This window comes from Faecalicatena orotica (assembly GCF_003149245.1).
Taxonomy (GTDB): Bacteria; Bacillota; Clostridia; order Lachnospirales; family Lachnospiraceae; genus Faecalicatena_A; species Faecalicatena_A orotica.
Genome location: NZ_QGDL01000005.1, coordinates 18879 through 45192, shown reverse-complemented (window position 1 = coordinate 45192; position 26314 = coordinate 18879). Strand labels below are relative to the sequence as shown.

Sequence of the window (26314 nt, the reverse complement as noted above, 5' to 3'; positions counted from 1 at the left end):
TTTTCTTTCTCCTTTTATCTCCATGCCCGGTATTTTAATTACTTGCCGTTTGGAACACCAGAGTGTGTTTGATACTTAAAAATACTGGCAGATAATACCCCCTATTTCTTCTGCCTTTCCGGCTGTCCTTTGCAGTCCCTTGGCCGTGATCGTATAAGAGCCGCTGTCATGTGAGATAAACATATCTATTTCGGATTTTTCAGCCTCGCTGCAGGTCTTTACAGATAAATAATCCAAAAAAATAATATCCGGTTTGTATATAACATCCACTGTATGGAGAATCTGCCCAAGAGGACGGTCCTTTCCGCCATAGTATTCTATTGGGATTGCACCAGAATCCACCACCTTTTCCTGCAGTAGCAATGACTGAAAGCCTTTTCCTTCAAATTCATCCGTCAGCATCCTCATCTCCGTGCGGCATCCTCTCCCGGCAATCACTGGTATCTCTAGACTCTCATCGTTTTCAGCCTGGGACATTCTCCTGCCATTTCGCATGTCGGTTTTAGGAATGACACAATCTATCTTATCCTGATACTCACGGCCCGTTACAGCATTTTTTTCCAGATATTCTAAGACAGTGTCAATCCCCGCCTTCTGGTTTTCACATAAAACTTTTGCTGCATACCCTGTAATAACAGGCGCCGCATAGCTGTTGGAACGCTGATCACCACCCCCGCCCCACCAGTGTGCTACGATCGAATTCTCACGACCATAGCCTGCCTGTTCCTGAAACAGGAACTGGTTATCTTCCAATATCCCCTCCCGGTCCTGACGCACCCCAAACACTCCCGGAAATGCAGCTGGATATGTCCTGATATTACGGTTATGATACGCCGCAACAATTATCACGTTCTGGTCCAGCAAGCTTCTTACCCGTTCCTCTAATGGTTTTTTATCAAAGTAATGCACTGTGCCGAGACTTAAATGTATCAGCTTCACCCCCTGTTGTGCACACCAGTCCAACGCTTCCAGCAATTTTAAGAGGTCTGTCGTCCCGTCCGGCTGCATTGCCGTCAAATCAAGAAAATACGCGTCCGGGCATATCCCGCAGATGATCTTTGCACAAACTGTACCATGTACACAGGACGACCGCCTGTGTCGAACCTCCGTTTTCTTCTGGGCCTCAGCAAAGAAGTCTACTCTCGTAGAAATCCTGCCATTTAGAACCCCTTCCTCGTAAATTCCGCTGTCAATCACAGCAATCTTAATCTTCTTTTCTTTCATGCCCTTGCTATTCCTTTTCACTGCATTTATCTGTGCCGCTTTCGCCTGCTGAGTCAGATGATCACTACCATGTAATTATCCTTCCATCCAGCGCATCAATTATATATGGCATCTCCTGATACACATTGCCATTCATACTTTGTTTTATCATAAAGAACCATGCCGGAACCAGCCAGACATTTTCCGGTTTCTCAAAAGCTGTAATATACGTATAGCCCAGCCTGACATTTGTCACCTCATAATCAAATGTTGACTAATCATTTTCAGGCTGTCCCATTGCCGTATAAAGATAAAAATTGACCCTTTAGGGTCGCACGAACCAATAGTCTCCCGTTAGTTCCATCCCCGGGATTACAACCGTTTTGCCGTGCGTTTCTGCAAGATTCTCCATCCATGCTTTGAAGTTTATATAACCAACTTCACTTCATCCGCGTCAATACCCCCGCGTCCATCTCACTGATTGTATCGCAAAGATACTCGATCTCCAGCATATTATGCGCTGCAACCAGTATGGTCTTCCCCCGCCCCCTGATTTCATCGAACAAAGCACATACTTCCTCAGCCCCCCGTTTATCCAGTCCGTTAAACGGCTCATCCAGAATCAGCAGTTCAGGATCTTCCATAATAGCCTGTGCAATGCCGAGACGTTCCCTCATCCCCAAAGAATACTGCCCCACTTTCTTCTTCGAGTCCGGATCAAGTCCTACTCTCCTGATTGATTCCCGCACCTCTTCATCCGTAATCAGCCTTTTCAGCGCCGCCAGCCGTTTCAGATTAGCAAACCCGCTGAGTCCCGGCAGAAATCCCGGACTCTCAATAATCATCCCCACAGATTCCGGGAAATCCACATCCTTACCAATCTGCCTTCCATCCACCCAGACAGCGCCCCCATCCGGTTTTAAGAATCCGCAGATACACTTAAACATAACCGTCTTTCCGGAGCCATTAAACCCCATGATTCCATGTATTTTCCCTTTTTCAAAACTATGTGTGATTCCCTTCAGGACCTTCTCTTCTTTAAATGATTTCGATAGATTTTCCAGCCTTACCGCAATTTCCATCCCGCACTCCTTTCGCCTTGTATCGTTTTCATTCTGCATCGCACTTATCCTTTATCACTGCCTGCCACGCTGCCCATACAATCATTCACATCATTCGTTTACCTGAACAAATGAAAAATTATAACTTCGCATTTTTCTTCCTGCCAGAAAAACCAGTATCGCAATCAGTCCCAGAAAGATTCCCGCACTCACCTGTATTCTCGGCAGGTAATCATAGCCAAAATTATGCATGGGAAATGTAGCATGATTCAATGGTGAGAGCCATCCGCACAACACATTTGCCCGATACTCCAGATTCCCCGTAAAATGGAAGATTCTTTGAAAAATTGATGGATTCAGAAGGAATCCATACAGATTCACAGCAAAAGCCCCCAGCACGCCTGCCGCATTCCCTCCCAGCAGATTCAAAAGCAGCATCAGAACCGCAATAAAGAGTGAGTACAGAAGCATAAGCAAAAAAACGACCGAAGCACAGTAATACGGTGTAGAGATTTCCATCGTTTTAATGGATACCGGAACAGTGATGTTCTCTCCCCCTCCATATCCAAACATCGCCGCCGTCTCACTCCACACATTTCCTGTAAAAGAAAAAGGTGCCCCCATAATCCCCAATACAGCCAGCAAAAAGAGATTATAAATAACTGTTGCCAGAACCACATAAATCACCTGCCCTGCCAGCCATACACTCCGCTTTGTCCGGACCAGCCAGTATGGTGTAACCTGACTCACAAACGGCATATCCGCAAACAGCAGTACCAGAAGAAGCGAGGAAAGCATCACCGAAGCAGCATCCCCGTAAGTCCAGATAAAGGGCTCCAGTATCTGCAGAATGGATTCATACTGCACAGCATGCGAAATGACCTGATTTGAAAGCATCAGGCAGAGAACCAGCGCCAAAATAAATGACATCCAGATTCGCGGGCTCCGCTTCCATCCGGAGAAGTTCTGTCCCGCGATTTGAAAAGCTTGTCTAATATCACGCATACCTCAGCCTCCTTTTCAATGCCCACATAAACAACAGGCTGGTCAGAACAGAAAGTACCAGCAGAACCACAACACAAAACAAGTCATTATAATAAACTGGGGCCATCCAGTATCTGGGATTCAGGAAAAACAACGCACGGTAGTATCTCTCCTGAAAGACACTCAGCACATAATAGAGGATAAACGGCACCGCATTTGCCATATACCGGTTGCGCGTCACAACCGCCGCAAAACTTCCTGCCACAGCCCACAAAGCCCCGTTCAGAAATCCTCTGAGAAAACTGACAAGCACCTTTAAAACAAGTTCTGAAAATGCCGGTCCATGATCACTCAATATTGGAATATGACCAAAAACAACACAACTGACTCCCAGCATAAGCAGCATGGCAAAACAAAGCATAAGCCCGCCGGAAAAAAACAGTCCTGCCGCCTTTCCGAGAAGATACTGTTTCTTTCCTGAACGAATGCAGCTAAACAGGGCATACCTGCTGCGAAGCTCCATCTCCGCATCTCCTCCTGCCGCAAAAGTAACAGCTATTGGGACGAAGAGAAGCGTATTCGTGCCATTAGAACAAAACAAATATGCCAGAAACCATCCCGGCCCTTCCTGTGAGCCACCTGCGTCTATCAGGAACTGCAGGTGCACCTGTTCCGATATAAGTGCCGCAGTCAGAATTAAAATCACACCGGCCAGAAAACGAATATTCAAGATGCTGTTTTTACATTCAACCGCTAATGTATGCCCCATAAGCCCCCTCCTGTCAGCTGTAAAATGTCACACTACTGTGCGACAATGACACCGCCGTCCATAGCATTGATCGCAACCGGTATAATCACTAAGTCCTTCATATTTTCTGCCTGCCCCTCACTTCGCATTACCTGAAAAAACCATGCTGGAACCATCCATGCGTTTTCCGGTTTATGAAAGGCAGTTACATAAGTATAACCCAGCTTTGCAGAGGTTACCTTGTAATCAAATTTTGTCGTATCCTCTGCCGGCTGTCCAATATTCAAATAACTATAAAAAATCTGCTCAAATAGCGGTTTCTGTATGTCATCGAAGGGAAGGAGATTTACATTCTCTGCAATAACAGCTACTTCCTCGCACATCCCTTTCCATGAAAAAGATTTCACACCGTCATCTGTCACTATCATTGACACCATTTCTATTGGGAACGGTGCAGTATATGTATCCGTTGTATCCTTTGTGGCACCCCCGATAGACGCATCTGCCGAAATCCCCCCCATATGAACGTGTAAAATCATAACGATATCCAATTTTTGCGTTTTTCAGATCTGCCTGCCAATAAAAATCATCACTCTTTCCATACCTGTCGTCAGGTGCCGCTTCTTCTGGAAACCACAGAATCTTATCCGTGGATAAAAGTGACATCTCTGGTATGTCCAGATCCTTTATTACGTTTTCTGCCTGCTTCTGCCCTTCTTCCTTAGAAAATGTCTCTTGTTCCAAAGTCGCCTGAAATTGATTTAACAGATCACGGAACTTCTCCTTATATCCTGAGGTGTCCGGGCTATATTCATTCATTCTTATATATTGTTGAATATATTCCAGACTATAGCCGCCTGTTCCCGTTTTCCAAACAAAACTACTGCTGTTAGCAAGTTTAGGATTATAACTCCTCGCCTCAATATGAGACAATCTGTTTTTCCCGACATCTGCCGAAAAAAACGCCTCGGCATCCGGAGTCTGCTCCACTTCTCCCCTCAGCTTCGAGTACCAGCTGTCTGATGCCATTGCGACTATATCTTCTGATTTTTTATGAAATTTAAATTCCGCCTTTTGATCTTCCGGCGGTGTCTCAGGTGCAGACTCGGCAGCCTCCTCCAAAGCACTTTTTAAGTCGTTAAACGGTGCTAAAGTTGGGTTAGCATAGACTCCTTCTTTCTGATCTATACGGTCTATCACCTTCTGGAAAACCTCTTTCGTGTCAACTTGCGGTACATAAAAATCCTCACCGTCTGCAAAATACTCTGCATATTCTTTCAATTCCTTCTGCGTCAACGTGTGATTTGCCATCTCCACAACCGGAAGATTTCCTGTATGTAGCTTTCCCAGATCCAAATCTGCAGATATCGTCACCCTGTCGTTGCTTTTCTTTTCTGATGCACTCCAATGTTCCGGCATATCAACGGTCCTCGTCTCACCAGATTCTAAGGGTTCGGCAATAAACTCCTCACTCAGACCGTCAGCCTTACTGACCACAGAACTCTTATCCGGTGTTTTCTGGCAGCCAGACAGGCATAACGCAAATGACATCACCAGACATAAAACCATTTTCTTTTTCAAAGCATTTTCTCCTCCGTTTTTAATACGTTATTTTTTGTAACTATTGTTGTACAAATAGCCAGCTTAACGCTGGCTATTTGTAGTCTGCAATTCTCTTTTTTGTTTTACCTCATCATGTTTCAAAAATATAAATTCAGAAATCAGGTTGTTTTTTTCTGAAAGAATGTAGAAACTACAACAATCACACCAATTCCTACTAATGCGCCAGCCAAAACCTGAACCCACGACTGTGAAATTAGTGCAATACCTAAACCAGCCACTACTGAAGCATTCGCATTCGAACCTGCACTCTGACTTCTTCCGCTGAAAAATGCTAAGTTCATTCTTTCTTCTACTATCATGTATATGACAGCCAGTACGCCTATGATAATTCCAACTATTCTTATGATCGCATTTGCACTTGGATTACTTTCAATTATTTGTCCTCTTATTAGATAGATAAAAATACTTGCTGCTACTAACGTAATCATTTTTAAATACTCTTTTCTCATTTTTATATCTCCTTCCTAAATTTACTGCATATTAGTCCTCCTAGTGAAAAAATAGCTTATATAATTATTTTCCATAATTTCCCCCTTTCTTCTATGCTTAAAACCTCATAGTACAGCCCCTTCAAATGGTCTGAAAAATCATGAAGAACCGGAAAATTTATTATACTTATTACTGTTACGAATCAATGTAATAATTAACTATTTCAATTCATTTGTTTATTTAATCATACCATTGTCTGATAATATTTACAATTATTATTTTATAATTTGATATTTCGTTCATTTTTTCTTTATAATCTTTTTTTACTCTGAGTAGCATTTTGTAAATTCATATTTTTACTTAAACCGCTCAATATCAGAGCATTAACAAATCGCTATAAAAATACTTAATGAAAAAGAATGTTTCCTCATTAAATCCTATATCGCTGAGAAATATTGTATTCATATATCGATTTTATTGTAACTATAATCTGAATATTTTACAATTAGCTGTCCGTAAACAGTATGTTTTTTGTCCCTAAAAAGTCAAAATCTTATTTCTAATGTTAGGACGAGATCATTATCCATCCCTTCCTTTTCTACTAAATTGTACTATTCTTCTTAAATTTATATTGTAATTAACTTTTTCATTAATAGAAAGTACCTGCGCTTTCTATTGATGAAAATGCAGGTACTTACTATTGGTTTATTAAATTAATACATGGGTGTCCTCTTAACTCCTATATCACTATTGAATCATAATGATTCTTTTCCCATCCCAGGCTCTTTTTATAAAATCCACCTCCCCCATTCCTTAAAATATATAGTAATGAGCAAAATGCATACCTTAGATTTGTAAACGATTTAGGGCTGGACTATTTGCTCATTTCTATTCAACTTCATTATAAAAATTGAATCCCTTCAGCGCAACGCTTTGTCCTCCAATGGTATGATATGTGTCCTCAAAAACTTTGTAAAAGTCTGTAAAGAATCCCTCCATAACCATTCATAAATCCGGGATTCATTCTTTCTTGCGGCAGTAAAGTTATCTTTCTTATAATCTGTTCTTCTTTCTCCCGTTCAGTGTAAGGTTCCATCCCAAATTCATCCATCTTACTTCCTGCGATGTCCAGAATCCAAAGATTTCCCAATATCCCATGACAAAGGCAATAACTGTCACGCAGCCAATAACCATTCAATTTAGAATAGGCCCGTCTTATATCTGTTTCTATCCGCTTTTTCCACACATCATCTTCAACCATTTCATAACAGAAAATACGTGAGAGTAAAATTCCCCCTGCACCATGACACCATGCAACAGAGCCGATGCGGTCTACTTTTTCACTCTCTTTATGGCTGCGCAGATCTTCCCAGTTATTCATCACGGAATTGTATAATGAATCCTCATACTTCCAAATATCTTCTGCCAATACACGGTACCGTTCCTTCTTTGTATACTTCCATAGTGCAATCACAGGCATCAGAATCCCGCTATTCCCATGTGCAAGACCTGACATAGGCATTTCGCCTTGTTCCACGATCCATCCTAAGCCACATGACTGTCTCTCTGCCCTCTGATCCAGCCTGGCTATACTGCGTTCGGCCAAATGAATATATTTTGAATCCTTTGTTATTTCATACAGCAATATCATAATCCAGGCTGCGCCGGCATTGCCAGATAGCAGGTCATAACGAATATCCTGATCAATAAGTTTCTCCACAATCCCGGCATGTTTCATGGCATATTTCAGAAACTTTTCATTCCCGCCCTGCCTGTAAAGCATGATGTACACATAAATAATCGAGCTTTCCCCATCGTAGGCCCCTGTATTATGGGAGTCTAAACCGTCAAGGGATTTCATTCCCTGATCCGTATATAAGAAAAGCATTCTTTTCAGTGTTCTGTAAATATCCGTTATGTTCTTGTCTGTATTTCTCTTTTTTAATTCAGAAAAAACAAGCAGCATCCCAGATAAACCGTCATACAGATAATGGTTCATCGGCTTTATATCCCAATTCATCTTTCCAAAAGAAGAAAGCTGCACAGTATACCAGCTTACTTCCGTTCTTTTCTGATTCCAAACTGCATATTTCAAAATCCGGTCCGTCAGATCTTCCGCAGTATACCTCACACGCTCTTTGTCCGCCTGCTCCATCAGCATACTGTCAGTCACTCGATAAACACGATTCATATAACCATCATTTTTATCAGGCATCAGCTCCAGCGACAAGCGAATATACTCACTCTGTATTTCTAAATCTATTTCGCTCAGCGCTCTTATTCTTGCATGAACAAACTCTATGGGCTCTTCTGGAAGATCATGCTGTCCGATTACTTTTTGTTCGCTGAACAATTCCTTCTGACTCAAAACATTATAAAAATAAGGGATATCCCCATCCAGCATAGCTGCCACTTCAATATCCACAAGCTCCATATCCTGTTCTTCTCTGCCACTCAGCATGGAATACAAAAAAATCTCCCGCTCCGCCCCATCTCTCAACAGGCTTGGATGGTAAGAACCTGAAATCATCATGCTGTATCTTTGTGTATCTGCCATAAGTACCCTGTTTTTTATGTCTTTTGAATCTTTTAATTGATCGAAAAAGTCCTCCTTATTGTTTATAACCTGCCTGTATGCCCGGGTAAATCCCTCTGTCATTTCTTTTTTATAATGGTATGGTTCGTAAAACGTTCCTTCCAGTGTCGCTAAGTTTTGTACATTCCGGGAAACCGGAGACTGATATTCAATTCTCATGTCAGATGTTCCTTCATTCACTACCACAGGCACCCTGAATGGATACTTCTGCCCTCCCACACCATTGACAGCACTCTGGTTAATTCCTTCCCCATTCTTATTCCAGTGATAAAACGGAAGCATTCCGGAAAAAAGAACGGAATCAGACAGGCGGCCGTTAATTTCCTGCCGGACAGTCTCCCATCCTCTTTGATCTGCGATGCTCATCAGCACTTCCAAATCAATTAAAACCGGATATTCCCCTGAAGCTATGATGTTCTCACAATGCAGATCCTTTGTACCTAAGGCATAGGCTAAAAACAACTGAACCCCCAAACGCAGGTAATAATCTTTCAATTGCTGTTCTGTCCTGCATGAACAGTACTCCACACAGGACGACCAGCTATAAGTATCTTTAGGAATAAAAGAATATGCGGATTGTTTTATCCCTGTTTTAGCACCCAGCCAATCCAGCAATTTGTAAAATACCCTTTCATTCTCCATTGAATGCGGCTTATATAAGATCTCAGCTGTATCATCTAACTGCATTCTAAGTACTTGTTTTCCCCCATGATGTGTATCCGAAAAATCGCCTTTTATCCCGGTAATCTTTCCAATAGCTTTTCCTGCAAATATTTCATTCTGTATTTCAGACCGGTCACAGCTATAACATATCAACACTTCTGCATAATATTCTACTAATTGTTCACATTTCTGAACGATACAGCGGTATAACACCGGATATGTGTCAAATAATTCTCTGTAGAACTCTGCTTTACCTAAATACTGCGTACAATAAAATTCATACTCGTCACTGGAATTTTCTCCCTGAAGAAGTCCTTTTTGTTTATAGAAATGCATTTGGACAATTAACGTCCTTGTACATATATTCTGTAGCTGCCCTGCTAAATGGATAGAAAAATCTTTATAAATATTTTCATCAAAATATAGTTTTAAATTATTTATCCTCAAATTTAATCCATCTGTATAGTACAGTAATATTTTAAAATAGAACTCCGAAAAAACAATTTTCTCTTTTATTGATTCTAAACAGCTTAACTTCCTCTCACTTTCATTATCCTGTGTAAGATATTGAAACAACTCATCTGATATAGATTTTAAATCTGCCTTAAAATCTGCTGTATTTAAATAAAAAGCAAAATTTTTATTCTTCTTTAAAAGAAGTTCAAAATTCTGCTCCCCCAATAACTTTTTCCAATAGCTTAATTTTTCAAAATTCCATTTGAAGTCCTGACTACATTCCCTATACTTACGTTCCAATAAATAACTCATCCTCATATCCATATGCTTCACCCTTATCCTATTGTCTGTTAAAGTCCTCCGAAGTTGTTATCCCCAAAAAAGACAAAGGGCTGCAACAGATGTACTATTTTAATCAGATAAAATCTCTGGAATACTGATTCCATAATATCTAAAATAATAATTCATCTTATAGCAGCCCCTCTATCATTTTCTGGATCTTAACAGCAATAAATTGTAAATAAATTGGAACATCCTACAGTATTAGTAAATATTTGTTCTATTCTGTCAATATCTGAAATAATTTTACTTACTTCATCAACCTCCTGAAATAAATCTCCTGCAAATTCTATAGCTTTCTCTTCTTTCATAAACGTTCTCCTTTCTTTTAAATTTTATATGAATTGGTATTACATATCAAAGAAAGTAAGTCTTACTATAAACTTGTCCTGTTCGATTTGATATGCAATATTACCTTCATATGCTTCTACTATTCGTTGAACACTTTTTAGTCCAAAGCCATGTAAATCTTTATTTGTCTTTGTTGATAGAAACCCTTTTCCAGATTTTTTTGGAAAATCATTTATTGAATTCATTATTTGTAAAAAAAATAAATTATTTTGCCTTTCTAAACGTACTCCGATGCATCTATTGGACTCCACCTTTTCACAAGCCTCTATAGCATTATCCAGCAAGTTTCCAAAAATGATACATAACTCCCTTTCTTTAAATGGAAGCTTTGAAAGTGGCATTACTTGTAACATTAATGTAATATTTTTTTGCTCAGATATCAATTTTTTCTGACTCAAAATCAGATCTATTACACGATTACCAGTATATATCTGTGGATTCACCTTGATAAAACTATGTTTCAGGTCTTCTATATAATCATGGAGCCTTTGATAATCTCCGCTCCTTTCGTATTCACTTATTATTAGATAATGATTTTTTGTATCATGTATTAATTCTTTATTCTTTTCCAATGCAGACTCTAGTTCTTCGTATTTTTGATGTTCTAATTCTTCTTTGAGAACAAGAAATTCATACTCATTCTTTATCATTTTATTTTTTGATAAGATCATGCCTATAAAGCCTATTATAACGACTATTGTTATTAATGACAAAATACCGATACTGCCGTTTTTTTCTCTAAGACCAAATACCATTGATACTATATATAAGTGATATCCTTTAGCCAGTATCAAAAATAAAAGACCCATTAAAAATATGATTTTGCGCAATTCAAATATAACTTTTTTCAAATCACTTTTTCGAACTATTATAACTAATATCGTCGTAATCATCCTTGAAAAAATATAAATTATTATTTTTTGATTACTTATTCCATTAAAATAAACTATCTCATTAAATTTCTCCTCCAGAAAATTCATCTGTAAAAAGGCAAATAAAAAGTCTAATAATGCCACAAATGCAAAGTAAACAAGAACTAAGCTGACGGTTAAAAACTTATAGTTTTTTATTATTATACAGCTAAAAAGTATCACCAACACTACTGTTAAAAAAAATACTGAATCAGAAAAAAATATTATTTTGCGGTTAATTGCTAAACTCGAGCCGGTTACCACAATACTAAACCACAGAACTGCCATATATCTCTTTTTTATGTTTTTTTTCTCTATTAGAACTCCGAAAACTAACTGATAATAAAGCCAAACTTCATATAATGATATTACAAGCAGAATCCCCCTTAGAACCGCTTCTTCTTTCATTTAATTCCCCCAATATAAATTAATCTCCTTCTTAACCTCTGCCAGTTTTGCCCTGCTGATCTTTACCTGACAATTATCTTCCAGATATATGGTATCACCCAATACTTTGTATATATGCTTCATATTTACAATATAACCACGCTCTACCATTACAAACATCTTACTCCCCAGTTCCTCGTATACCTGACGCAATGTTATTCTTTCCCGATACTCGCCGGCGCTTGTCCTATAGGTGACATATTTACCGCCTTTCGCTTTATATATGTATATAATATCTTTATAGTATAGCTTTATTTGCCCTTCACCTATTTTTATCATCCTGTACTGCCTGCTGTCGAGACTGATTTTATCAATCAGCCGACGTGCCACATCCGGCAGACGGTATTCCATATCCTGTTTTAAAATATACTGATACGCTTCAATCATATAGCTCTCAACCGCATACTCGGCATAAGAAGTAATAAAAACAATATACATCTTAGAATGTGCTTCCCGTATCTTTTTTCCCAGCTCCATGCCATCCATCTCTGACATCTGGATATCTGTAAACAGGATGTCAAACAGCTCTCCATTTTTTACCTGCTCTAAAAAAGATTCGCCGCTTGTATATTCCAGAATCTCAATGCTCTCTTTCTCATCCTCTTTCATTGTCTGCTTAATACATTTGCATACCATGTCCCGCATGGCTTTTTCGTCATCGACAACTGCAATTCTAATCATAAGTCTCCCTCAAAATGTATAATACTTCTTACTATTCACGTCATAAAGTATTGCCTCATCTGATTGTATATACAGTTTAAATGTTTTGTCCCACAAGGTCTTGTCTCCCTCCTGAGCCAGAACTTTCCCTGAATAATATGTATAGACCCCTTCTCTCTTTTCAGTAATATTTTTCATAATATCCTGAACTGCATCTGCAATTTTCATGGAGTGCAGGTTGGGGCTCCATTTTCCTAATATGTTCCTTATAACAGATTTATTTAATGGCATAGCTTTATACAGCCATTTTTCATCCGGAAATACATCTTTTTTATTTAAATGCAGATAATCTAATATTATATGGAATTCTTCTTCTACATCGCAAAAAGGATGTCCCAGTTCCATATAGGCATAAATATGCCACATTGCTTTTTTTAGATAACCTGCTTCTTGGAATTTTTCGAAATCACTTCTTAGATACTTTATACTCTTTAATAAGACCTGTTTACTCGATATGCCCAGACTTTCAATACCGGCCACAGACATTTTTATGCCTGCAACTTCAACACCATCGTAGAACATTGTACTATATCCTCCTTTTTTTATATAGTACGTCATTATTTACTATTTGTAAATATATTGCATATAAGTAAATTCTCTTTCTTCATCAGTCTTGCTAAAATAAAAGAAAGATTATTAGGAGGCACTTATGACAATAGGAGAACGAATCCGGTATGTACGTAACTCAAAAAATATAACACAGAGCGCTCTTGCTGATTCTATACACATATCTCCAAGTTTCATGAACCGTATAGAAAGTGGGTCTTCTATGCCTTCTATTGATACTGTCTGCGCGATTGCAGATGCTTTACATTCATCTCCCCAGGAACTCCTTTGTGATATCTTCGTGTATCCCGATGATACATCTGTTTCCGAGAGAATTAAAAATATCGTAGAACAGCTTCCCGCTGAAAAGCAGCAGTTAGTTTTAGAAACACTGGAATTTTTACTGCCACGTCTTATTTAAGATTATAGCAGAATTATTGTCATTTCATATACTTTGACCCTGAATGGTAGTAATTCTGTCCTTGAATGGTATAAAAATACCCGGCTGTTAATGTGTTGACTCACATCTCGGCCGGGTATTCTCTTATTCCGGGCAATCTCCCTGCCCGATCAACACTTGTTTTCCTCTAAACGCGAAGCCATATTGGCGTATGCTTTTCTCCGGTATTCCCTTGGCAGCGAGAGAAGCGCTGTACTGTTTCCGTTTAATCTGTTCCAACGCAGCTTCCACCGTTTCCTCCAGATTGCTTTCTTTCCTCGGATTAAATACTTTAAACTCGAGAATGATTGCGTCTAAATCATCTCTCTTAGGTTCCAGCATAACATCATATCTGCCAAATCCGCTTTCCCTGTTAGAAGTTAGAATGTACTTATCCGATAGTTCTACCATAAGCCCCAATACGAATCCATGATAGAAACGTTCGGGCTCTGATTCCCTGGATGCGCTCCCCCCTGTATCAAAATAACTGAATGTGGTAAGGGCGACCCGGTTCATATATACATTCATTGCTTCTACATCACGGCTTAGAAGTGCCTTTAAGAAGTCATTGTAACTGGACGAAGACGCAGCAAACCAATCCTGCACCATGTTCTGAAACATAATTTTTACTTCAAAATTGGTCAGTTCCAGTTCATAAGTTTCCCTCCATCTTCCACCATGTTCATCCCCTCCGGCCTCATATCGTTTCACCTTTAGATATCCACTGGCAAGCATCAGGCTCCAGATTGCATTTTCCTTCTGGCCTAATTGATTATAAACAATCTCCTCGTCTATCTCTGTTACAATTGATTCCCCGGCAAGCAGGCTTTCAAATTCTTCCTTAACCCGGCTGCTCCCTTCTCTGATTACTTTACCAATCATACCGTTACTGCTGGTATTTGCCCAGTAGGCCCCAGTCTTTTTCTCATCCAAATAATTAATAATGGACCACGGGTTATAGATGTCTTTCGTTTTTCCAAATGTAAAACCATCATACCAACGCTTTACTTTATGCTTCTGGCCATATAATCCATACTCCTCCAGTGCTTCATACACTTCTTTCTCTGTAAATCCAAAAGAATCTTCATACTTATCAGTAGTTGTTGTGACTACCTTCAAGTTATTTAAATCTGAGAATATTGATTCCTTACTTATTCTCGTAATTCCTGTCATAATCGCCCGTTCTAGATAAGGGTTCGTCTTAAAAGCCGCGTTAAACATACTCCGTGTAAATGTAACCAGCTCGTTCCAATAACCGGACACATAGGCTTCCTGCATAGGCGTATCATATTCATCCAACAGGATGATTACCCTTTTCCTATAATATCTGCTAAGAAAATCTGACATTTTATGAATAGCCATAGTTGCCGTGACTTCATCCATATCCGGTCTGACACTTTTAAAATACTCTTTCTCCTGATCAGTCAGCAGACTCCCATCCAGCAGGAAAATATTTTCATTATACAGATCCGTGAGAATTTGATTTATCCTCTGCTTTGTCATCTCAAAATTCGGCTCTTTTACATTTGCAAAGGTTAAGCTGATTGTGGGATAGGTGCCCTGAATCTCCCTGTATCTTTCTCCTTTCCAAATTTCCAGTCCCTCAAATAAGTCTCCCCTGCCTGCATAATGGACTGAAAAAAATTGCTCTGTCATGCTCATCGTGAGGGTCTTTCCAAATCTGCGCGGCCGTGTAATCAAAGTCACGTGATCACCGCTGTCCCACCATTCCTTGATAAATCCAGTCTTATCTATATAAAAATAATTATTTGTGCGGATCACACTGAAATCCTGATTTCCAATTCCAACCGTTCTGGACATGCGGACTTTGCCCCCCTTCTGCCTTCAGCCTGCTTTTGCTTACTATGATATCGCTTACGCCTGCTCTCCAATGACACTCATTACCTCTTCCTTCTCAGGCATCGCACGTATAGCCCCCTTACGGGTTGTGATAACGGCTGCTGCTGCATTGGCAAATGTGAGCATCTCGCCGAGTTCTTCTTCCGTCAGATTGTCGATACCGTGCTCCAGTATATAATTCAGGGAGCTTCCGCAGAAGGTATCTCCTGCACCGGTTGTCTCGATTGTGTTCATGGTGAATCCGCTTCTCTCGACACGCATGCCTTTATAGTATGCGCGACTTCCGTCTTTTCCAAGGGTCAGCAGGATCAGCGGGATGTTGTATTTCTCCTGAAGGTACTGGATTCCCTCGTCATAGTCCTCTTTCCCGGATACAAACTGGATCTCATTGTCTGATATCTTAAGGATATCGCAGAACTGGAAACCATATTCCATCTGCTCTTTTGCCAGCTCGAGTGAGCTCCAGAGCGGCGGGCGCAGGTTCGGATCGAAGGAAATAAGAAGGCCATTCTCTTTTGCCGTATCCAGAGCCTTTTCTGTTGCCTTACGGACACCCTCATGTGTCATCGACAGCGTACCGAAGTGGAATAATCTTGCCTTGTTCAGGAATTCCGGATCTACATCATCCTCTGTCAGCATCATGTCGGCTCCGGGATTACGGTAGAATGAGAATTCGCGGTCCCCATCGGGGAATGTATGTACGAAGGCCAATGTTGTGTTCACATCGGCATCCATTTTTAAATTAGAGGTGTCAATTCCTGTTTCGTCTAATGTATTCTTGAGCAGAACTCCGAACTGGTCCTTCCCGACTTTTCCAAGAAATGCAGTCTTCTTGCCCAGCTTGTTCAACATTGCAAGCACGTTGCACGGAGCGCCGCCCGGGCATGCCTCAAACAGGCCATTTCCCTGTTCGCTCTGTCCGTTCATTGTAAAATCAATCAAGAGTTCCCCCATTGCGATTACGTCAAATTGCTTTTCCATAGACTCTCTCCTTCTTATCTCACCATATTTGATACAATTTTAACGCACTTTACACCTTTATGCAATCCTTAAAAGTGCAGTTCAAATATTACTTTTAGTTAAAATATACCAGTTCCTCTATAGGTTCCGCAGACTCAATATGCTCTGCCTCCAGCACCGGACCGACACCACGGTAAACAGACACGCGTCCAAAACCGATTTTTGCACGCACGGTCACCCACTGCCCCGGCTTTAATTTTGGTGCATAGGAACTCTTACATATATATCCCAGAAACGTGGTATCATCTGCACAGCAGGTCATGGCCATACGTCCCGGCAGGAATACTTTGGAAGGAAATCCTTTCGGCTTCAACACTCTGGCCGTAAACTCTACCGTTTTCCCTTTATATCTGTCCGGATTGTCCATCACATCTACATACCAGATTCCGTAGTCCTCCCGGCGCACTTCGATTACAGGGGCATTCAGGTCATACGGGACATCGTCCTCAAAAATATTTTCCACTTCCCCCTGCCCGTCCTCAAAGATCACTTCCGCCTGGGGGCTTACAACTTTCACGCTCCGGCGGTATCCGGACAGCGGTTTCTTATCCGTGCAGCGGTTAAATAATACCATTTCTGAATTTCTAACCATTTCTACAAACAAAGGCTTCAGATTAGCCAGATACATCTGGAAAGTGCTGGCATCCACTGTTGTAAGCTTCTGCTCAATTCCCCATCCTTTTGGAAGTTCCAGTGCCTCAAAGTCACTGACCTTCCACATTCCGTTATACTCGACTACAACACGCTCGGGACTATATTTTTCATTCATTTCCTCCAGCCATTGTGCCGTCAGTTCTTCCTGATCTTCCACATACTCAATAACTACATTATATTTCTTCATTTCCTGCGGGTCATACTCCTCTTCACCCTCTTCACAAAGAATGAGCAGAGTTGTCCCCTCTATCTGGAAATATTCCTGCTCCAGCGTGAACTTCAGAAACTGTGTCTTTCCGCTGTCCAGAAATCCGGTCATCAGATAAACCATTACATCTGGTTCTGCCATTTTAAATCTCTCCAATCATGCTTTTATATCTGCATGCAGCTGTTCGTATGTTTTGAACAGTTACATCTATTTTATACCAAATAATTCTGCAAGTCTGTCTTCTTTGAGTTCAGAACCAATCACACAGATTCTGCCGGTATATTCAGCTGAACCGCTGCGCACTTCATGTTCCTGGGGAACCATATCGAAATAAATCCATTCTCCCTCCCCGGCAACCATCCCTTTCGCACGCAGGATTGTACCAAGTGTGTCGTCGTACTCCAGTGTCTCAAGAATACTGCTGATCTCCGCTTTCGTATAGGTTTTGATGGTCTCACATCCCCAGCTGGTAAATACTTCATCGGCATGGTGGTGTCCATGCTCGTGGTGATGGTCGTGGCCGCAGCCACAGTGGTCATCGTGATCGTGGCCTTCATGGTCATGCGGGTGTCCGGCGTGATCATGGCTGTGCCCTTCGTGGCCGTGGTTTTCGTGATGATGTCCAGCATGGTCGTGGTCTTCGTGATGATGTCCAGCATGGTCATGTTCTTCATGGTGGTGCCCGTGGTCCGCATGGTCATGGCCACAGCCGCATGTTTCCCCGTGCTCATGATGCCCGCCGCATTCAGGGCAGGTAATCTCTGCCAGCAGTTCTTCTTCCAGAGACTTGCTGTGTTCCATTGTTTCCAGCAGTTTTTCACCGGAAAGCTCCGCGATCGGAGTTGTAATGATCGGTGCTTTCTCATTCAGTTCGCGCAGAAGCTGATAGCTTTCTTCCACCTTTTCCGGTTTTGCTTTGTCTGTACGGCTTAATATGATTGCCCCCGCATACTCGACCTGATTGCTGAAGAATTCACCAAAATTCTTTCTGTACAGACGACACTTCATTGCATCTACCACAGTGGTAAAACTGTTCAGTACCGCATCAATCTCTCCCTGGACATCCTGCACTGCTTTGATGACATCGGAGAGTTTCCCGACTCCGGAAGGTTCGATCAGGATCCGGTCCGGGTGGTACTTATCCACTACTTCTTTCAGTGACTTTCCGAAATCCCCGACTAAAGAACAGCAGATGCATCCTGAATTCATCTCGCGGATTTCGATCCCGGAATCTTTCAAAAATCTTCCGTCAATCCCAATCTCGCCAAATTCATTTTCAATCAGAACCACCTGTTCTCCCTGAAATGCCTCCTGAAGCATTTTTTTGATAAATGTTGTTTTTCCGGCTCCGAGAAAACCGGAAATGATATCAATCTTTGTCATGCTGACTGCCTCCTGTTTCTATATTTAAATTATTTACTCCATCTCGAGTACGACGGGGCAATGGTCTGAACCGAGCACCTCCGTCAGGATGCCTGCCCCTTTGAGTCTGTCTTTTAACGACTCTGATACGCAGAAATAGTCGATACGCCACCCTGCATTCTTTTCGCGGGCCCGGAAACGGTAAGACCACCAGGAATAGATGCCTTCCTGATCCGGATAAAAATAACGGAATGTATCGATGAATCCTGCATCCAGAAGATCTGTAAATTTCTGGCGTTCTTCATCCGTAAAACCTGCATTCCTGCGGTTTGTTTTTGGATTTTTCAGGTCGATTTCCTGATGTGCCACGTTCATGTCGCCAGTCACGACAACTGGCTTGTTCTCATCCAGTTTCTTCAGATATGCCCGGAAATCATCTTCCCACTTCATCCGGTAATCCAGTCTGGCGAGTTCATTCTGGGAATTTGGTGTGTAGACAGTTACAAAGTAAAAGTCTTCAAATTCCAGCGTGATGACACGCCCTTCCTGATCGTGTTCTTCGATACCAATCCCATAAGCCACGGACAGGGGCTCTTTTTTTGTAAATACTGCTGTCCCGGAGTATCCTTTTTTTACCGCATAGTTCCAGTACTGGTGATATCCCTCCAGATCCAGTTCCAACTGCCCCTCCTGCATTTTTGTTTCCTGAATGCAGAAAATATCTGCGTCCGCCCCGCGGAAAAATTCCACGAATCCTTTCTGCACACATGCGCGTATGCCGTTCACATTCCATGATATAAATTTCATTTAGGCCTCCTTATCTTTTCATCTGATTCTAAAGTAAATCAGGAGCCGGCTGCCGGGAATCGCATGAATATGAGCAGAATCTGCTCTACATCCTTTTCTTCCCCGCATTCCGGCTCCCCTGCATCCTCTTAAGTATAGTAGACTTCTTTTAAAAACAATCCTCTGGCAGGTGCCAGAAAGCCTGCATATTCACGCTTTCCCGCCTCCAGAATGGAGATGGCCTCATCCGGCTTTTTCTCTCCTGTGCCTACCTCCAGAAGAGTTCCTGTCAGAATACGGACCATATGGTACAGAAAGCCCGTCCCATAATATTCGATCCGTATCCTGCTGTCCTGTTTCTCAATGATTATATCATAAATTGTCCGAATTGTGGACTTTTCGTCTTTTTTATCTGTAAATCCTGAAAAATCATGTTTCCCGATCAGATAACCGGCCGCCTCTTCCATCGCCGCAATGTTCAGTCCATAAGGATAGTGACAGCAATATTTTCTTGCAAATACATCCGGCTTTTCCCGGGTATCTATGAAATATTCGTACCGCTTCCCTTTTGCATTCTGCCGGGCGTGAAAACCGTTTTTCACAAGGAGCATTTCCTTTACCCGGATGTCTTCGGGGAGTATTTTGTTCAGTTCTTCACGGAATGTTGTTTCATCCACTCTGCCGGACAGGGTTATGCTTGCAGTCTGTCCTTTTGCATGCACACCGCCGTCTGTCCTGCCGGAACCATTTACTTCCACCGGATAACCGGCTATTTTCCCGATGGACGCCTCCAAGATACCCTGAATTGTCTGATCCGTATTTTTCTGCCTCTGCCAGCCCTGGTACCTCGTTCCATCGTATATAATTGTCATTTTATAAGTCCGCATATTCCTTCACTTTCCTGTCTTTTAAAAAGAGAACCCGGCTGCATAGCATACTGACCACATCCAGATCATGGGATACGAACAGGTAACAGATTTTTTCACTTTCCTGCAGCTCCTTTAAAAGAGCGATGATCTGGGCCTGAACCGTCACGTCCAGTGCGGACAGAGGTTCATCTGCCAGAATAAATTTTGTGCCTGTAATTAAAGCCAGGGCGATGCTCACCCTCTGCCTCTGTCCGCCGCTTAGTTCTCTCGGATAACGACCATATAGTTCCACCGGAAGATGTACGCGTTTTAACATCTCTTCCGCCTTTTCCCGGCGCTGCTCTTTCGTGCACCCGCCCTGTACTTTTAATGGTTCCTCGAGAATCCAGCCGATCGATTTCTTTGGGTTCAGGGAGCGGAACGGGTCCTGAAAGATCATCTGGGGGGATTTTGTATAATGAATGATCTCTCCATCATATTCTTTCAGGAGGCCGAGCACGCATTTGCACAATGTAGACTTGCCGCTTCCGCTGGCTCCAACCAGCCCCGTGATTTCGCCCTCATACAAGGTAAACGAAACGTCTTCGAGAACTTGTTTCTTCTGTTTTCCTTCCTTATAATATGCGTTTACTCCCTTTAACTCTAGTACTTTCTCAGGCATTTTCTTCACCTGCCTTTACATCCGAATCTGCAAATCCTTCCTCACTGGCTCTTGCTTTCAGGAGTTCATAGAATCTGCTTCCTTTTGTCCGGGTCGGGATCGCGGCGATTAGTTCCTTTGTATACTCTGTCTGCGGATGCTCAAAAATCTGCACTGCCTGTCCTTCCTCCAGCACCCGGCCGTCTTTCATGACGAGGACCCTGCTGCAGAGTTCATTTACCACTCTCAGGTTATGGGATATAAAGAGGATTCCCATATTGTATTTTTTATTCAATTTCTTTAATAATTTCAGAATACTCTCCTGCGTCCCCACATCCAGCGCCGTTGTCGGCTCGTCAGCGATTAGAAGTTTGGGCCGGCATACGATTGCCGCGGCGATCATGACGCGCTGCCGCATTCCTCCGGATAATTCATAAGGGTATTTGCGGCACAGCTTTTCAGGCTGAGTCAATTCCACATCTTCCAGAGCTTTGATGACCTTTTTCCTGCGTTCCTCCTTTGAAAGATCTGTGTGCAGGATTAGTGCCTCCTCTACTTGTTTTCCAATCCTCATCGTCGGATTGAGTGCGGTCATCGGTTCCTGAAAAATCATACTGATATCTTTTCCCTGAATTGAGCGCATTTCCTTTTCCGACAGTGAAAGCAGGTTTACGCCATCCAGCCGGATACTTCCGCTGTCCAATATGGCATTGTTTTTCAAAAGCCCTGCGATCGTCAGAGCCGTCATTGTTTTCCCCGAGCCTGATTCACCCACGATTCCTAAGATTTCTCCGTCCTGAATATCAAAGGATACATCCCGCACGACTTCCTGGCTGGCTCCGCGCTCTTCGAAGTGAATCGACAGATTTTCCACTTTCAGCATTATCTTCCACCTCCGAATCTGTCCAGAATCCCTTCACCCAGCATTCCGACTCCCAGAATCAGCAGGACCAGAAAGAGTCCGGGAAAAACTGCACACCACGGTCCGCTTGCCAGATATGTCTGGGATTCAGAAAGCATCCGGCCAAGGCTGGCATCCGGCGGCTGCACACCGATCCCTAGATAACTCATGCCCGCCTCCTGAATGACGGCGTTATTGAACCCGATTGTCAGGGAAGATAAGAGTGCCGGAAGGATATTCGGCAGTATATGGACAAACAAAATCCGTGGCGTGGATACCCCGATCAGTCTGGCACTTGTGACGTAATCTTCTTCCCGGCAGCGCATAAATTCACCGCGCACAATCCTTGCAAAACTCGGGATAAAAGCGATTCCGAGAGCCAGCATGACCTTATATTTCCCGCTTCCCCATATGCTGATAATCACCAGTGCAAGAAGTACACTGGGAAATGCTGCCAGTACATCGTTGATCCGCATCAGACCTTCATCCAGCCAGCCTCCGAAATATCCGGTCACGGCCCCAGTCAGAATGCCAATACCGCCCCCGATCAGAATCGTCCCCCCTGCAATCACCAGCGTGCTGCCTGCGCCGGAAAGAACCCGGCTGAACACATCCCTGCCGAACTGGTCCGTCCCGAATATATGGGCAAGAGACGGGGCATTCAGTTTTACCGACCCCTGCATCGCTTCCGTATCATACGGCACCCAGAAAAATCCCAGCACGATCAGTCCCAGCATAATCACCGTAAGTACCGCCCCAAATGTGAAATTATAACTTCTCAGCCCGCCCCCGGCCGCCTTCTGCCCGGACAGCTTTTGGGGCCCGCCGGAAAATAGGTTATTGGAAGTTTTTCCCTTTTTCATCCCATTTATACTTAATCTGCTCAAATCAGTACCTCTATATCTCAATCCGTTTGTCCAGTTTCCGATACAGTAAATCCACAATTACATTAATCACCAGAATCACCACTGCAATCAGAACAATCACAGCCTCCACCACAGGATAATCCCGTTTGGATATCGACGAGATCAGCGTCCTCCCGAGTCCCGGGATTCCGAACACCTGCTCGATCACAATACTATTTGCAATCATATCCGCAATCGCCATTCCTAAAAATGTAATCACCGGAAGAATCCCATTCTTCAGCGCATGATGCACAAGCACTCTCCACGGGGCGTTCCCCCTGCTCATCGCCGTACGCACATAATCCTGCCTCATCTCCGTAATCAGCGAACTGCGGAACAGCTTCGTAGTCATAGCCGCCTTTGGCAGCGCAATGGCGATCGACGGAAGAATCAGATATCCCAGAAATCCGGTAAGACTCTCCGTATAAGAAACATATCCCCCCGGCGTGAACAACTTAAATACCAATCCGAATAACACCGTGAAAATAATCCCGACAAAAAACGGCGGAACAGACATCGTAACCTGATTCAGAATCAAAAAGAACTGATCCACAAACCGATTCTCATACCTCACACTCAAAAGGCTCACCGGTATAGAAAACAACAAAATAAAGAAAAAACCCATCAGAGTCAGCGTAATCGTAATAGGAATCTTATCCCCGATCATCTCCCTGACCGGGACCTGATAAGAATAAGACATCCCCATATCCCCTGCGGCAAAATCCTTCAGCCACAGTCCATATCGCTGCGGCAGGGGACGGTTCAATCCCATCTCCTCCCGCAGAGCCTGGACCTTCGCCTCAGTCGCCTCCGTGCCGAGAATCGACCTCGCAGGGTCCCCGGGAATCACCTCAAACGCAAGGAAGGCAAGCATACTGACAATTAATAATGCGATTATAAGACCTGATAATTTCCTAAAAACAAATTTCATACCTGCCTCCTTGGGGACGTAATCTTTTTCAACTTTACTACGTCCCAAACTGCGTTTAGTGGTGTACCTTTTTGAAGGTTTTTTGTGGTTTATTCAACCATATATATTGTTGACATATCCTGTACATACAACGGGTAGAATGTATATCCGTCGTATTTATTGCTGACTGCTACCAGATTTGCCAGATCCTGAATGTAGACGTTTGCGGCTTTTTCTGCTAATATTCCTTCTGCCTGTTTGTATAGTTTGATCTGTTCTGTTTCGTCTGTTGCTGCGATTGCTTCTTTGAAGACTTTATCGTACTCGTCGTCTTTGAAGTTGATAAAGTTTCCGGATGCGTCGGATGTGAAGCGTTCCAGCATTGCGCGTGCTGACAGGTTGGATGCGTCTACACCAACTACGGTTGACTGGTAGTCGCGTTTTGCGTAGACATCTTCCAGCCATGCTTCCCATTCGATCGGTTTGATTGTGACATTGACGCCGATGTTTTTGAGTTCTTCTGCAATCACCTGTGCAGTGTCTACGTGTGGCTGGTCTGCGGAGCTTACGGTTATCTCCAGGTCAAATCCATCCGGATATCCGGCTTCTTTGAGCAGTTCTTTTGCTTTTTCAAAATCTTGTGCGTAATAATCCGCGTATTCTTCATCGTAGTACTTCTTTAATCCCGGATACATGCTTGTCCCGATGCGGACGCCCTTGCCGTCTGCCATCATATCCATGATTTCATCTGGATTGACTGCGTAGCAGAGTGCCTGTCTGACCTTTTCGTTGTTCAGTGGCTCCACATCATTGTTCAGGTATAATGCCTGTACAAGATTCATGGTTCCTTCTTCTATATGGAAGCCGTCTGTCAGCTCCGCGGCCTGACTTGAAGTAAGTCGCATCGCCATGTCGATGGAACCGCCTTTCAAATTCGTGACCAGCATATCCGCGTCTGCTACAATTTTAAATTCCACCTTATCAAGATGTGCTTTTTCTCCCCAGTAGTCTTCATTCTTCTCCAGAATAACATTTTCCTGCGGGCTGCGAGATACGTACTTAAACGGACCTGTCCCAACTGGTTCTGTGTCCAGCTTGTCATAGTCTTTCGGGATAATCGCTGTCGTCATATAGGCAAGGAACTCGGTATTGGATTCTGTGAGGCGGATTTCAACCGTCTTCTCATCCAGAATATTCACACTCTCAATAATAGAATACGCTGATACCAATGGTTCCCCATTAGAAGTATCAGCGCATCTGTCTATTGAATATTTCACATCTTCTGCCGTCACAGCATTCCCGTTATGGAACTTCACCCCATCACGCAAGGTAAATGTATATACCTTTGCATCATCAGAAACTGAATAGCTTCTGGCTACGGCTTCGACTAAATTACCATCTTTATCCGGCTTTACTAGGCCTTCATAAATGTTAAATAAAACCTCTTTTGTTCCTGCCGCAACTGCTTTGTGTGGGTCAAGACTGTCCAAATCCTGGGAAATACCTACCTTGATACTTCCGCCCTCGACTGGGTTTCCTGAAAGTTTATTCTCCGTCGTTGACTTCTGCTCTCCCTTATCACCTGAACATCCGCTCAGTGCAATAGTTACAGCCATCGTAAGCATTACAAGAATACTCATTGTTCTTCTTTTCATGTCTGTCTCCTTCTTCAAATAACCTTCATTATTAAATTGTCGACTTCATTGTATAGGATTTGGCACCGTTTGGCAAGTATTTATCAAAAATGAATCCCATTCCTACTCGGCATTTTTCCTTGCATCTTTAAAAAACATGACAGCAGTATACAGCATTACTACTATAATAATCCATGTCAGTATTTCCAGCGGAAGCGATCGTACGATGCAAAATGCAATAAAAATCCCTACTGCCCCGCCGATTGTCAGCCATGCAGCCGCAGCCCTGTCATAAGTTCCTTTTTTAATAAATGCAAATCCGCAGGAAGGCATCAGGAAGGCACAAGAACCGAACATAACCGGAAAGGCGATCTTTACATTCAGTCCCAGTGCGCTGCAAAGAGCGATGCATGGGGTGTACAGCCCGACACCTATAGTCATTAGCGCACCCAGCAAAAAATTTACACCGACAGCCACGGCAAGTTTCCACCCTGCAAGTCCTGTTGCCATCCCGGCTGTACCGAACGGGCCGATCTCCATCAGCCTGCAGCCCATCATGACTGCCAGAAATACCAGTGCGCCTCCCAAAGCATATCTTACGACCTTAACGGACCATTTGGATACAACATTTGCCCCAATAAGTGAACCTATAATCGCCCCCACAATCATAGAGATCAGTGTCAGTGGAGCCACCTCTACCAGTCCGAGAAACAGAAGAAACTCCGTCATGACCGGAATACAGTCCCCAACGTTCAGAGTTCCCGGCATAATCTTATCCGAACTTGATTTTGTCAGTTTAAAGGCCGCCTGTGTTGTCGCAAAGCTTCCGATTCCCAGTGTATCGAAAAAATTGGTAACCGCCCCGATGATAAACAGGGTAACATGTCTCCGCCCCTTAAAATCCTCCTTATGGTTCAGACAGTCTCTGATAAATACTACCGCAAATATGAGGGCATATCCTATGATAGCCACGCGTAGTCCTAACGTTACAATATTCAATTCGTTTTCTCCTTTCTTATCCTTTGTAATTTCAACGGTTCCGCGAGCTT

General features: G+C 42.7%; 25 protein-coding genes. 1 reads left to right on the top strand and 24 read right to left on the bottom strand.

All coding sequences use genetic code 11. The annotated features are described in order from the left end of the window. Window positions 1-75 precede the first annotated feature (75 nt). From A8806_RS09140 to A8806_RS09090, 12 genes are all read right to left on the bottom strand, one after another. Window positions 76-1224 (bottom strand): S8 family serine peptidase, encoded by a 1149-nt coding sequence (locus tag A8806_RS09140; protein ID WP_109730892.1) that lies wholly within the window; start codon window positions 1222-1224, stop codon window positions 76-78. A 419-nt stretch (window positions 1225-1643) separates the two neighbouring features. Beyond that, complete coding sequence (locus A8806_RS09135; RefSeq protein WP_109731110.1) at window positions 1644-2285, bottom strand: ABC transporter ATP-binding protein; 642 nt, start codon at window positions 2283-2285, stop codon at window positions 1644-1646. A 90-nt stretch (window positions 2286-2375) separates the two neighbouring features. Continuing rightward, window positions 2376-3269, bottom strand: a complete 894-nt coding sequence (locus tag A8806_RS09130; protein ID WP_109730891.1) for a hypothetical protein — start codon at window positions 3267-3269, stop codon at window positions 2376-2378. After that, window positions 3262-4017 carry an ABC transporter permease gene (locus tag A8806_RS09125; protein WP_109730890.1) on the bottom strand — a complete coding sequence of 252 codons (756 nt, stop codon included), beginning with the start codon at window positions 4015-4017 and terminating at the stop codon, window positions 3262-3264. The genes A8806_RS09130 and A8806_RS09125 overlap by 8 nt, the downstream gene beginning before the upstream one ends. 32 nt (window positions 4018-4049) lie before the next feature. Continuing rightward, window positions 4050-4517: a DUF6034 family protein gene (locus A8806_RS09120; protein WP_465220388.1), complete on the bottom strand. Its 468-nt coding sequence runs from the start codon at window positions 4515-4517 to the stop codon at window positions 4050-4052. Next, complete coding sequence (locus A8806_RS09115) at window positions 4408-5577, bottom strand: DUF6034 family protein (protein ID WP_109730888.1); 1170 nt, start codon at window positions 5575-5577, stop codon at window positions 4408-4410. Before A8806_RS09115 ends, A8806_RS09120 begins: the two co-directional genes overlap by 110 nt. A gap of 140 nt (window positions 5578-5717) precedes the next feature. Then, window positions 5718-6068 (bottom strand): hypothetical protein, encoded by a 351-nt coding sequence (locus tag A8806_RS09110; protein WP_109730887.1) that lies wholly within the window; start codon window positions 6066-6068, stop codon window positions 5718-5720. A 941-nt stretch (window positions 6069-7009) separates the two neighbouring features. Then, window positions 7010-10075, bottom strand: a complete 3066-nt coding sequence (locus A8806_RS09105; protein WP_242996013.1) for a type 2 lanthipeptide synthetase LanM family protein — start codon at window positions 10073-10075, stop codon at window positions 7010-7012. Window positions 10076-10263: 188 nt separating this feature from the next. After that, window positions 10264-10413 carry a hypothetical protein gene (locus A8806_RS26140; RefSeq protein WP_181368638.1) on the bottom strand — a complete coding sequence of 50 codons (150 nt, stop codon included), beginning with the start codon at window positions 10411-10413 and terminating at the stop codon, window positions 10264-10266. Between the two features lie 39 nt (window positions 10414-10452). After that, window positions 10453-11772, bottom strand: a complete 1320-nt coding sequence (locus A8806_RS09100) for an ATP-binding protein (protein ID WP_109730885.1) — start codon at window positions 11770-11772, stop codon at window positions 10453-10455. Beyond that, window positions 11773-12492 (bottom strand): LytR/AlgR family response regulator transcription factor, encoded by a 720-nt coding sequence (locus A8806_RS09095; RefSeq protein WP_109730884.1) that lies wholly within the window; start codon window positions 12490-12492, stop codon window positions 11773-11775. A gap of 9 nt (window positions 12493-12501) precedes the next feature. Continuing rightward, window positions 12502-13053, bottom strand: a complete 552-nt coding sequence (locus tag A8806_RS09090; protein WP_109730883.1) for a hypothetical protein — start codon at window positions 13051-13053, stop codon at window positions 12502-12504. 127 nt (window positions 13054-13180) lie between these two features. On the opposite strand from A8806_RS09090, the gene A8806_RS09085 reads away from it, so the two are divergent. Further along, window positions 13181-13498: a helix-turn-helix domain-containing protein gene (locus A8806_RS09085; protein ID WP_109730882.1), complete on the top strand. Its 318-nt coding sequence runs from the start codon at window positions 13181-13183 to the stop codon at window positions 13496-13498. A gap of 123 nt (window positions 13499-13621) precedes the next feature. Here A8806_RS09085 and A8806_RS09080 read toward each other — a convergent pair whose 3' ends face one another. The 12 genes from A8806_RS09080 to A8806_RS09025 form a co-directional block, all read right to left on the bottom strand. Then, entirely contained in the window at window positions 13622-15337 is a 1716-nt protein-coding gene (locus A8806_RS09080) for an AAA family ATPase (protein WP_109730881.1), read from the bottom strand. A gap of 54 nt (window positions 15338-15391) precedes the next feature. Continuing rightward, a complete protein-coding gene (locus A8806_RS09075) occupies window positions 15392-16357 on the bottom strand; it encodes a carbohydrate kinase family protein (RefSeq protein ID WP_109730880.1) in 966 nt (321 codons plus the stop codon). Between the two features lie 94 nt (window positions 16358-16451). Next, window positions 16452-17399, bottom strand: coding sequence for a TIGR03943 family putative permease subunit (locus A8806_RS09070; protein WP_109730879.1), 948 nt, complete (start codon window positions 17397-17399; stop codon window positions 16452-16454). Between the two features lie 66 nt (window positions 17400-17465). Further along, on the bottom strand, window positions 17466-18641 hold the full coding sequence (locus A8806_RS09065) for a CobW family GTP-binding protein (protein ID WP_109730878.1): 1176 nt from the start codon (window positions 18639-18641) through the stop codon (window positions 17466-17468). A gap of 33 nt (window positions 18642-18674) precedes the next feature. Next, window positions 18675-19427 carry an exodeoxyribonuclease III gene (locus A8806_RS09060; RefSeq protein WP_109730877.1) on the bottom strand — a complete coding sequence of 251 codons (753 nt, stop codon included), beginning with the start codon at window positions 19425-19427 and terminating at the stop codon, window positions 18675-18677. A gap of 128 nt (window positions 19428-19555) precedes the next feature. Then, window positions 19556-20293, bottom strand: coding sequence for a tRNA pseudouridine(38-40) synthase TruA (gene truA, locus A8806_RS09055; RefSeq protein ID WP_109730876.1), 738 nt, complete (start codon window positions 20291-20293; stop codon window positions 19556-19558). Continuing rightward, window positions 20280-20936, bottom strand: a complete 657-nt coding sequence (locus tag A8806_RS09050; RefSeq protein ID WP_109730875.1) for an ABC transporter ATP-binding protein — start codon at window positions 20934-20936, stop codon at window positions 20280-20282. Before A8806_RS09050 ends, truA begins: the two co-directional genes overlap by 14 nt. Then, the gene (locus tag A8806_RS09045) at window positions 20929-21798 is read right to left on the bottom strand and encodes an ABC transporter ATP-binding protein (protein ID WP_109730874.1); all 870 of its coding nucleotides are present in this window, start codon (window positions 21796-21798) and stop codon (window positions 20929-20931) included. The genes A8806_RS09050 and A8806_RS09045 overlap by 8 nt, the downstream gene beginning before the upstream one ends. After that, window positions 21798-22553: an ABC transporter permease gene (locus tag A8806_RS09040; RefSeq protein WP_242996041.1), complete on the bottom strand. Its 756-nt coding sequence runs from the start codon at window positions 22551-22553 to the stop codon at window positions 21798-21800. Before A8806_RS09040 ends, A8806_RS09045 begins: the two co-directional genes overlap by 1 nt. 160 nt (window positions 22554-22713) lie before the next feature. After that, a complete protein-coding gene (locus A8806_RS09035; RefSeq protein WP_109730873.1) occupies window positions 22714-23652 on the bottom strand; it encodes an ABC transporter permease in 939 nt (312 codons plus the stop codon). An 89-nt stretch (window positions 23653-23741) separates the two neighbouring features. Next, a complete protein-coding gene (locus A8806_RS09030; protein WP_109730872.1) occupies window positions 23742-25286 on the bottom strand; it encodes an ABC transporter substrate-binding protein in 1545 nt (514 codons plus the stop codon). Window positions 25287-25388: 102 nt separating this feature from the next. After that, a complete protein-coding gene (locus tag A8806_RS09025) occupies window positions 25389-26264 on the bottom strand; it encodes a permease (RefSeq protein WP_109730871.1) in 876 nt (291 codons plus the stop codon). Window positions 26265-26314: the final 50 nt, after the last annotated feature.

Bases quoted from the DNA above. Each gene is read 5' to 3' on its own strand.
- A8806_RS09060 (WP_109730877.1), bottom strand. From the start codon at position 19,427: ATGAAATTTATATCATGGAATGTGAACGGCATACGCGCATGTGTGCAG.
- A8806_RS09080 (WP_109730881.1), bottom strand. From the start codon at position 15,337: ATGTCCAGAACGGTTGGAATTGGAAATCAGGATTTCAGTGTGATCCGC.
- A8806_RS09130 (WP_109730891.1), bottom strand. From the start codon at position 3,269: ATGCGTGATATTAGACAAGCTTTTCAAATCGCGGGACAGAACTTCTCC.
- A8806_RS09120 (WP_465220388.1), bottom strand. From the start codon at position 4,517: ATGGGGGGGATTTCGGCAGATGCGTCTATCGGGGGTGCCACAAAGGAT.
- A8806_RS09075 (WP_109730880.1), bottom strand. From the start codon at position 16,357: ATGGAAAAGCAATTTGACGTAATCGCAATGGGGGAACTCTTGATTGAT.
- A8806_RS09090 (WP_109730883.1), bottom strand. From the start codon at position 13,053: ATGTTCTACGATGGTGTTGAAGTTGCAGGCATAAAAATGTCTGTGGCC.
- A8806_RS09045 (WP_109730874.1), bottom strand. From the start codon at position 21,798: ATGCTGAAAGTGGAAAATCTGTCGATTCACTTCGAAGAGCGCGGAGCC.
- A8806_RS09105 (WP_242996013.1), bottom strand. From the start codon at position 10,075: ATGAGTTATTTATTGGAACGTAAGTATAGGGAATGTAGTCAGGACTTC.
- A8806_RS26140 (WP_181368638.1), bottom strand. From the start codon at position 10,413: ATGAAAGAAGAGAAAGCTATAGAATTTGCAGGAGATTTATTTCAGGAG.
- A8806_RS09100 (WP_109730885.1), bottom strand. From the start codon at position 11,772: ATGAAAGAAGAAGCGGTTCTAAGGGGGATTCTGCTTGTAATATCATTA.
- A8806_RS09125 (WP_109730890.1), bottom strand. From the start codon at position 4,017: ATGGGGCATACATTAGCGGTTGAATGTAAAAACAGCATCTTGAATATT.
- A8806_RS09110 (WP_109730887.1), bottom strand. From the start codon at position 6,068: ATGAGAAAAGAGTATTTAAAAATGATTACGTTAGTAGCAGCAAGTATT.
- A8806_RS09140 (WP_109730892.1), bottom strand. From the start codon at position 1,224: ATGAAAGAAAAGAAGATTAAGATTGCTGTGATTGACAGCGGAATTTAC.
- A8806_RS09050 (WP_109730875.1), bottom strand. From the start codon at position 20,936: ATGCCTGAGAAAGTACTAGAGTTAAAGGGAGTAAACGCATATTATAAG.
- A8806_RS09035 (WP_109730873.1), bottom strand. From the start codon at position 23,652: ATGAAATTTGTTTTTAGGAAATTATCAGGTCTTATAATCGCATTATTA.
- A8806_RS09095 (WP_109730884.1), bottom strand. From the start codon at position 12,492: ATGATTAGAATTGCAGTTGTCGATGACGAAAAAGCCATGCGGGACATG.
- truA (WP_109730876.1), bottom strand. From the start codon at position 20,293: ATGCGGACTTATAAAATGACAATTATATACGATGGAACGAGGTACCAG.
- A8806_RS09030 (WP_109730872.1), bottom strand. From the start codon at position 25,286: ATGAAAAGAAGAACAATGAGTATTCTTGTAATGCTTACGATGGCTGTA.
- A8806_RS09085 (WP_109730882.1), top strand. From the start codon at position 13,181: ATGACAATAGGAGAACGAATCCGGTATGTACGTAACTCAAAAAATATA.
- A8806_RS09135 (WP_109731110.1), bottom strand. From the start codon at position 2,285: ATGGAAATTGCGGTAAGGCTGGAAAATCTATCGAAATCATTTAAAGAA.
- A8806_RS09070 (WP_109730879.1), bottom strand. From the start codon at position 17,399: ATGGCAGAACCAGATGTAATGGTTTATCTGATGACCGGATTTCTGGAC.
- A8806_RS09040 (WP_242996041.1), bottom strand. From the start codon at position 22,553: ATGCTGGGACTGATCGTGCTGGGATTTTTCTGGGTGCCGTATGATACG.
- A8806_RS09065 (WP_109730878.1), bottom strand. From the start codon at position 18,641: ATGACAAAGATTGATATCATTTCCGGTTTTCTCGGAGCCGGAAAAACA.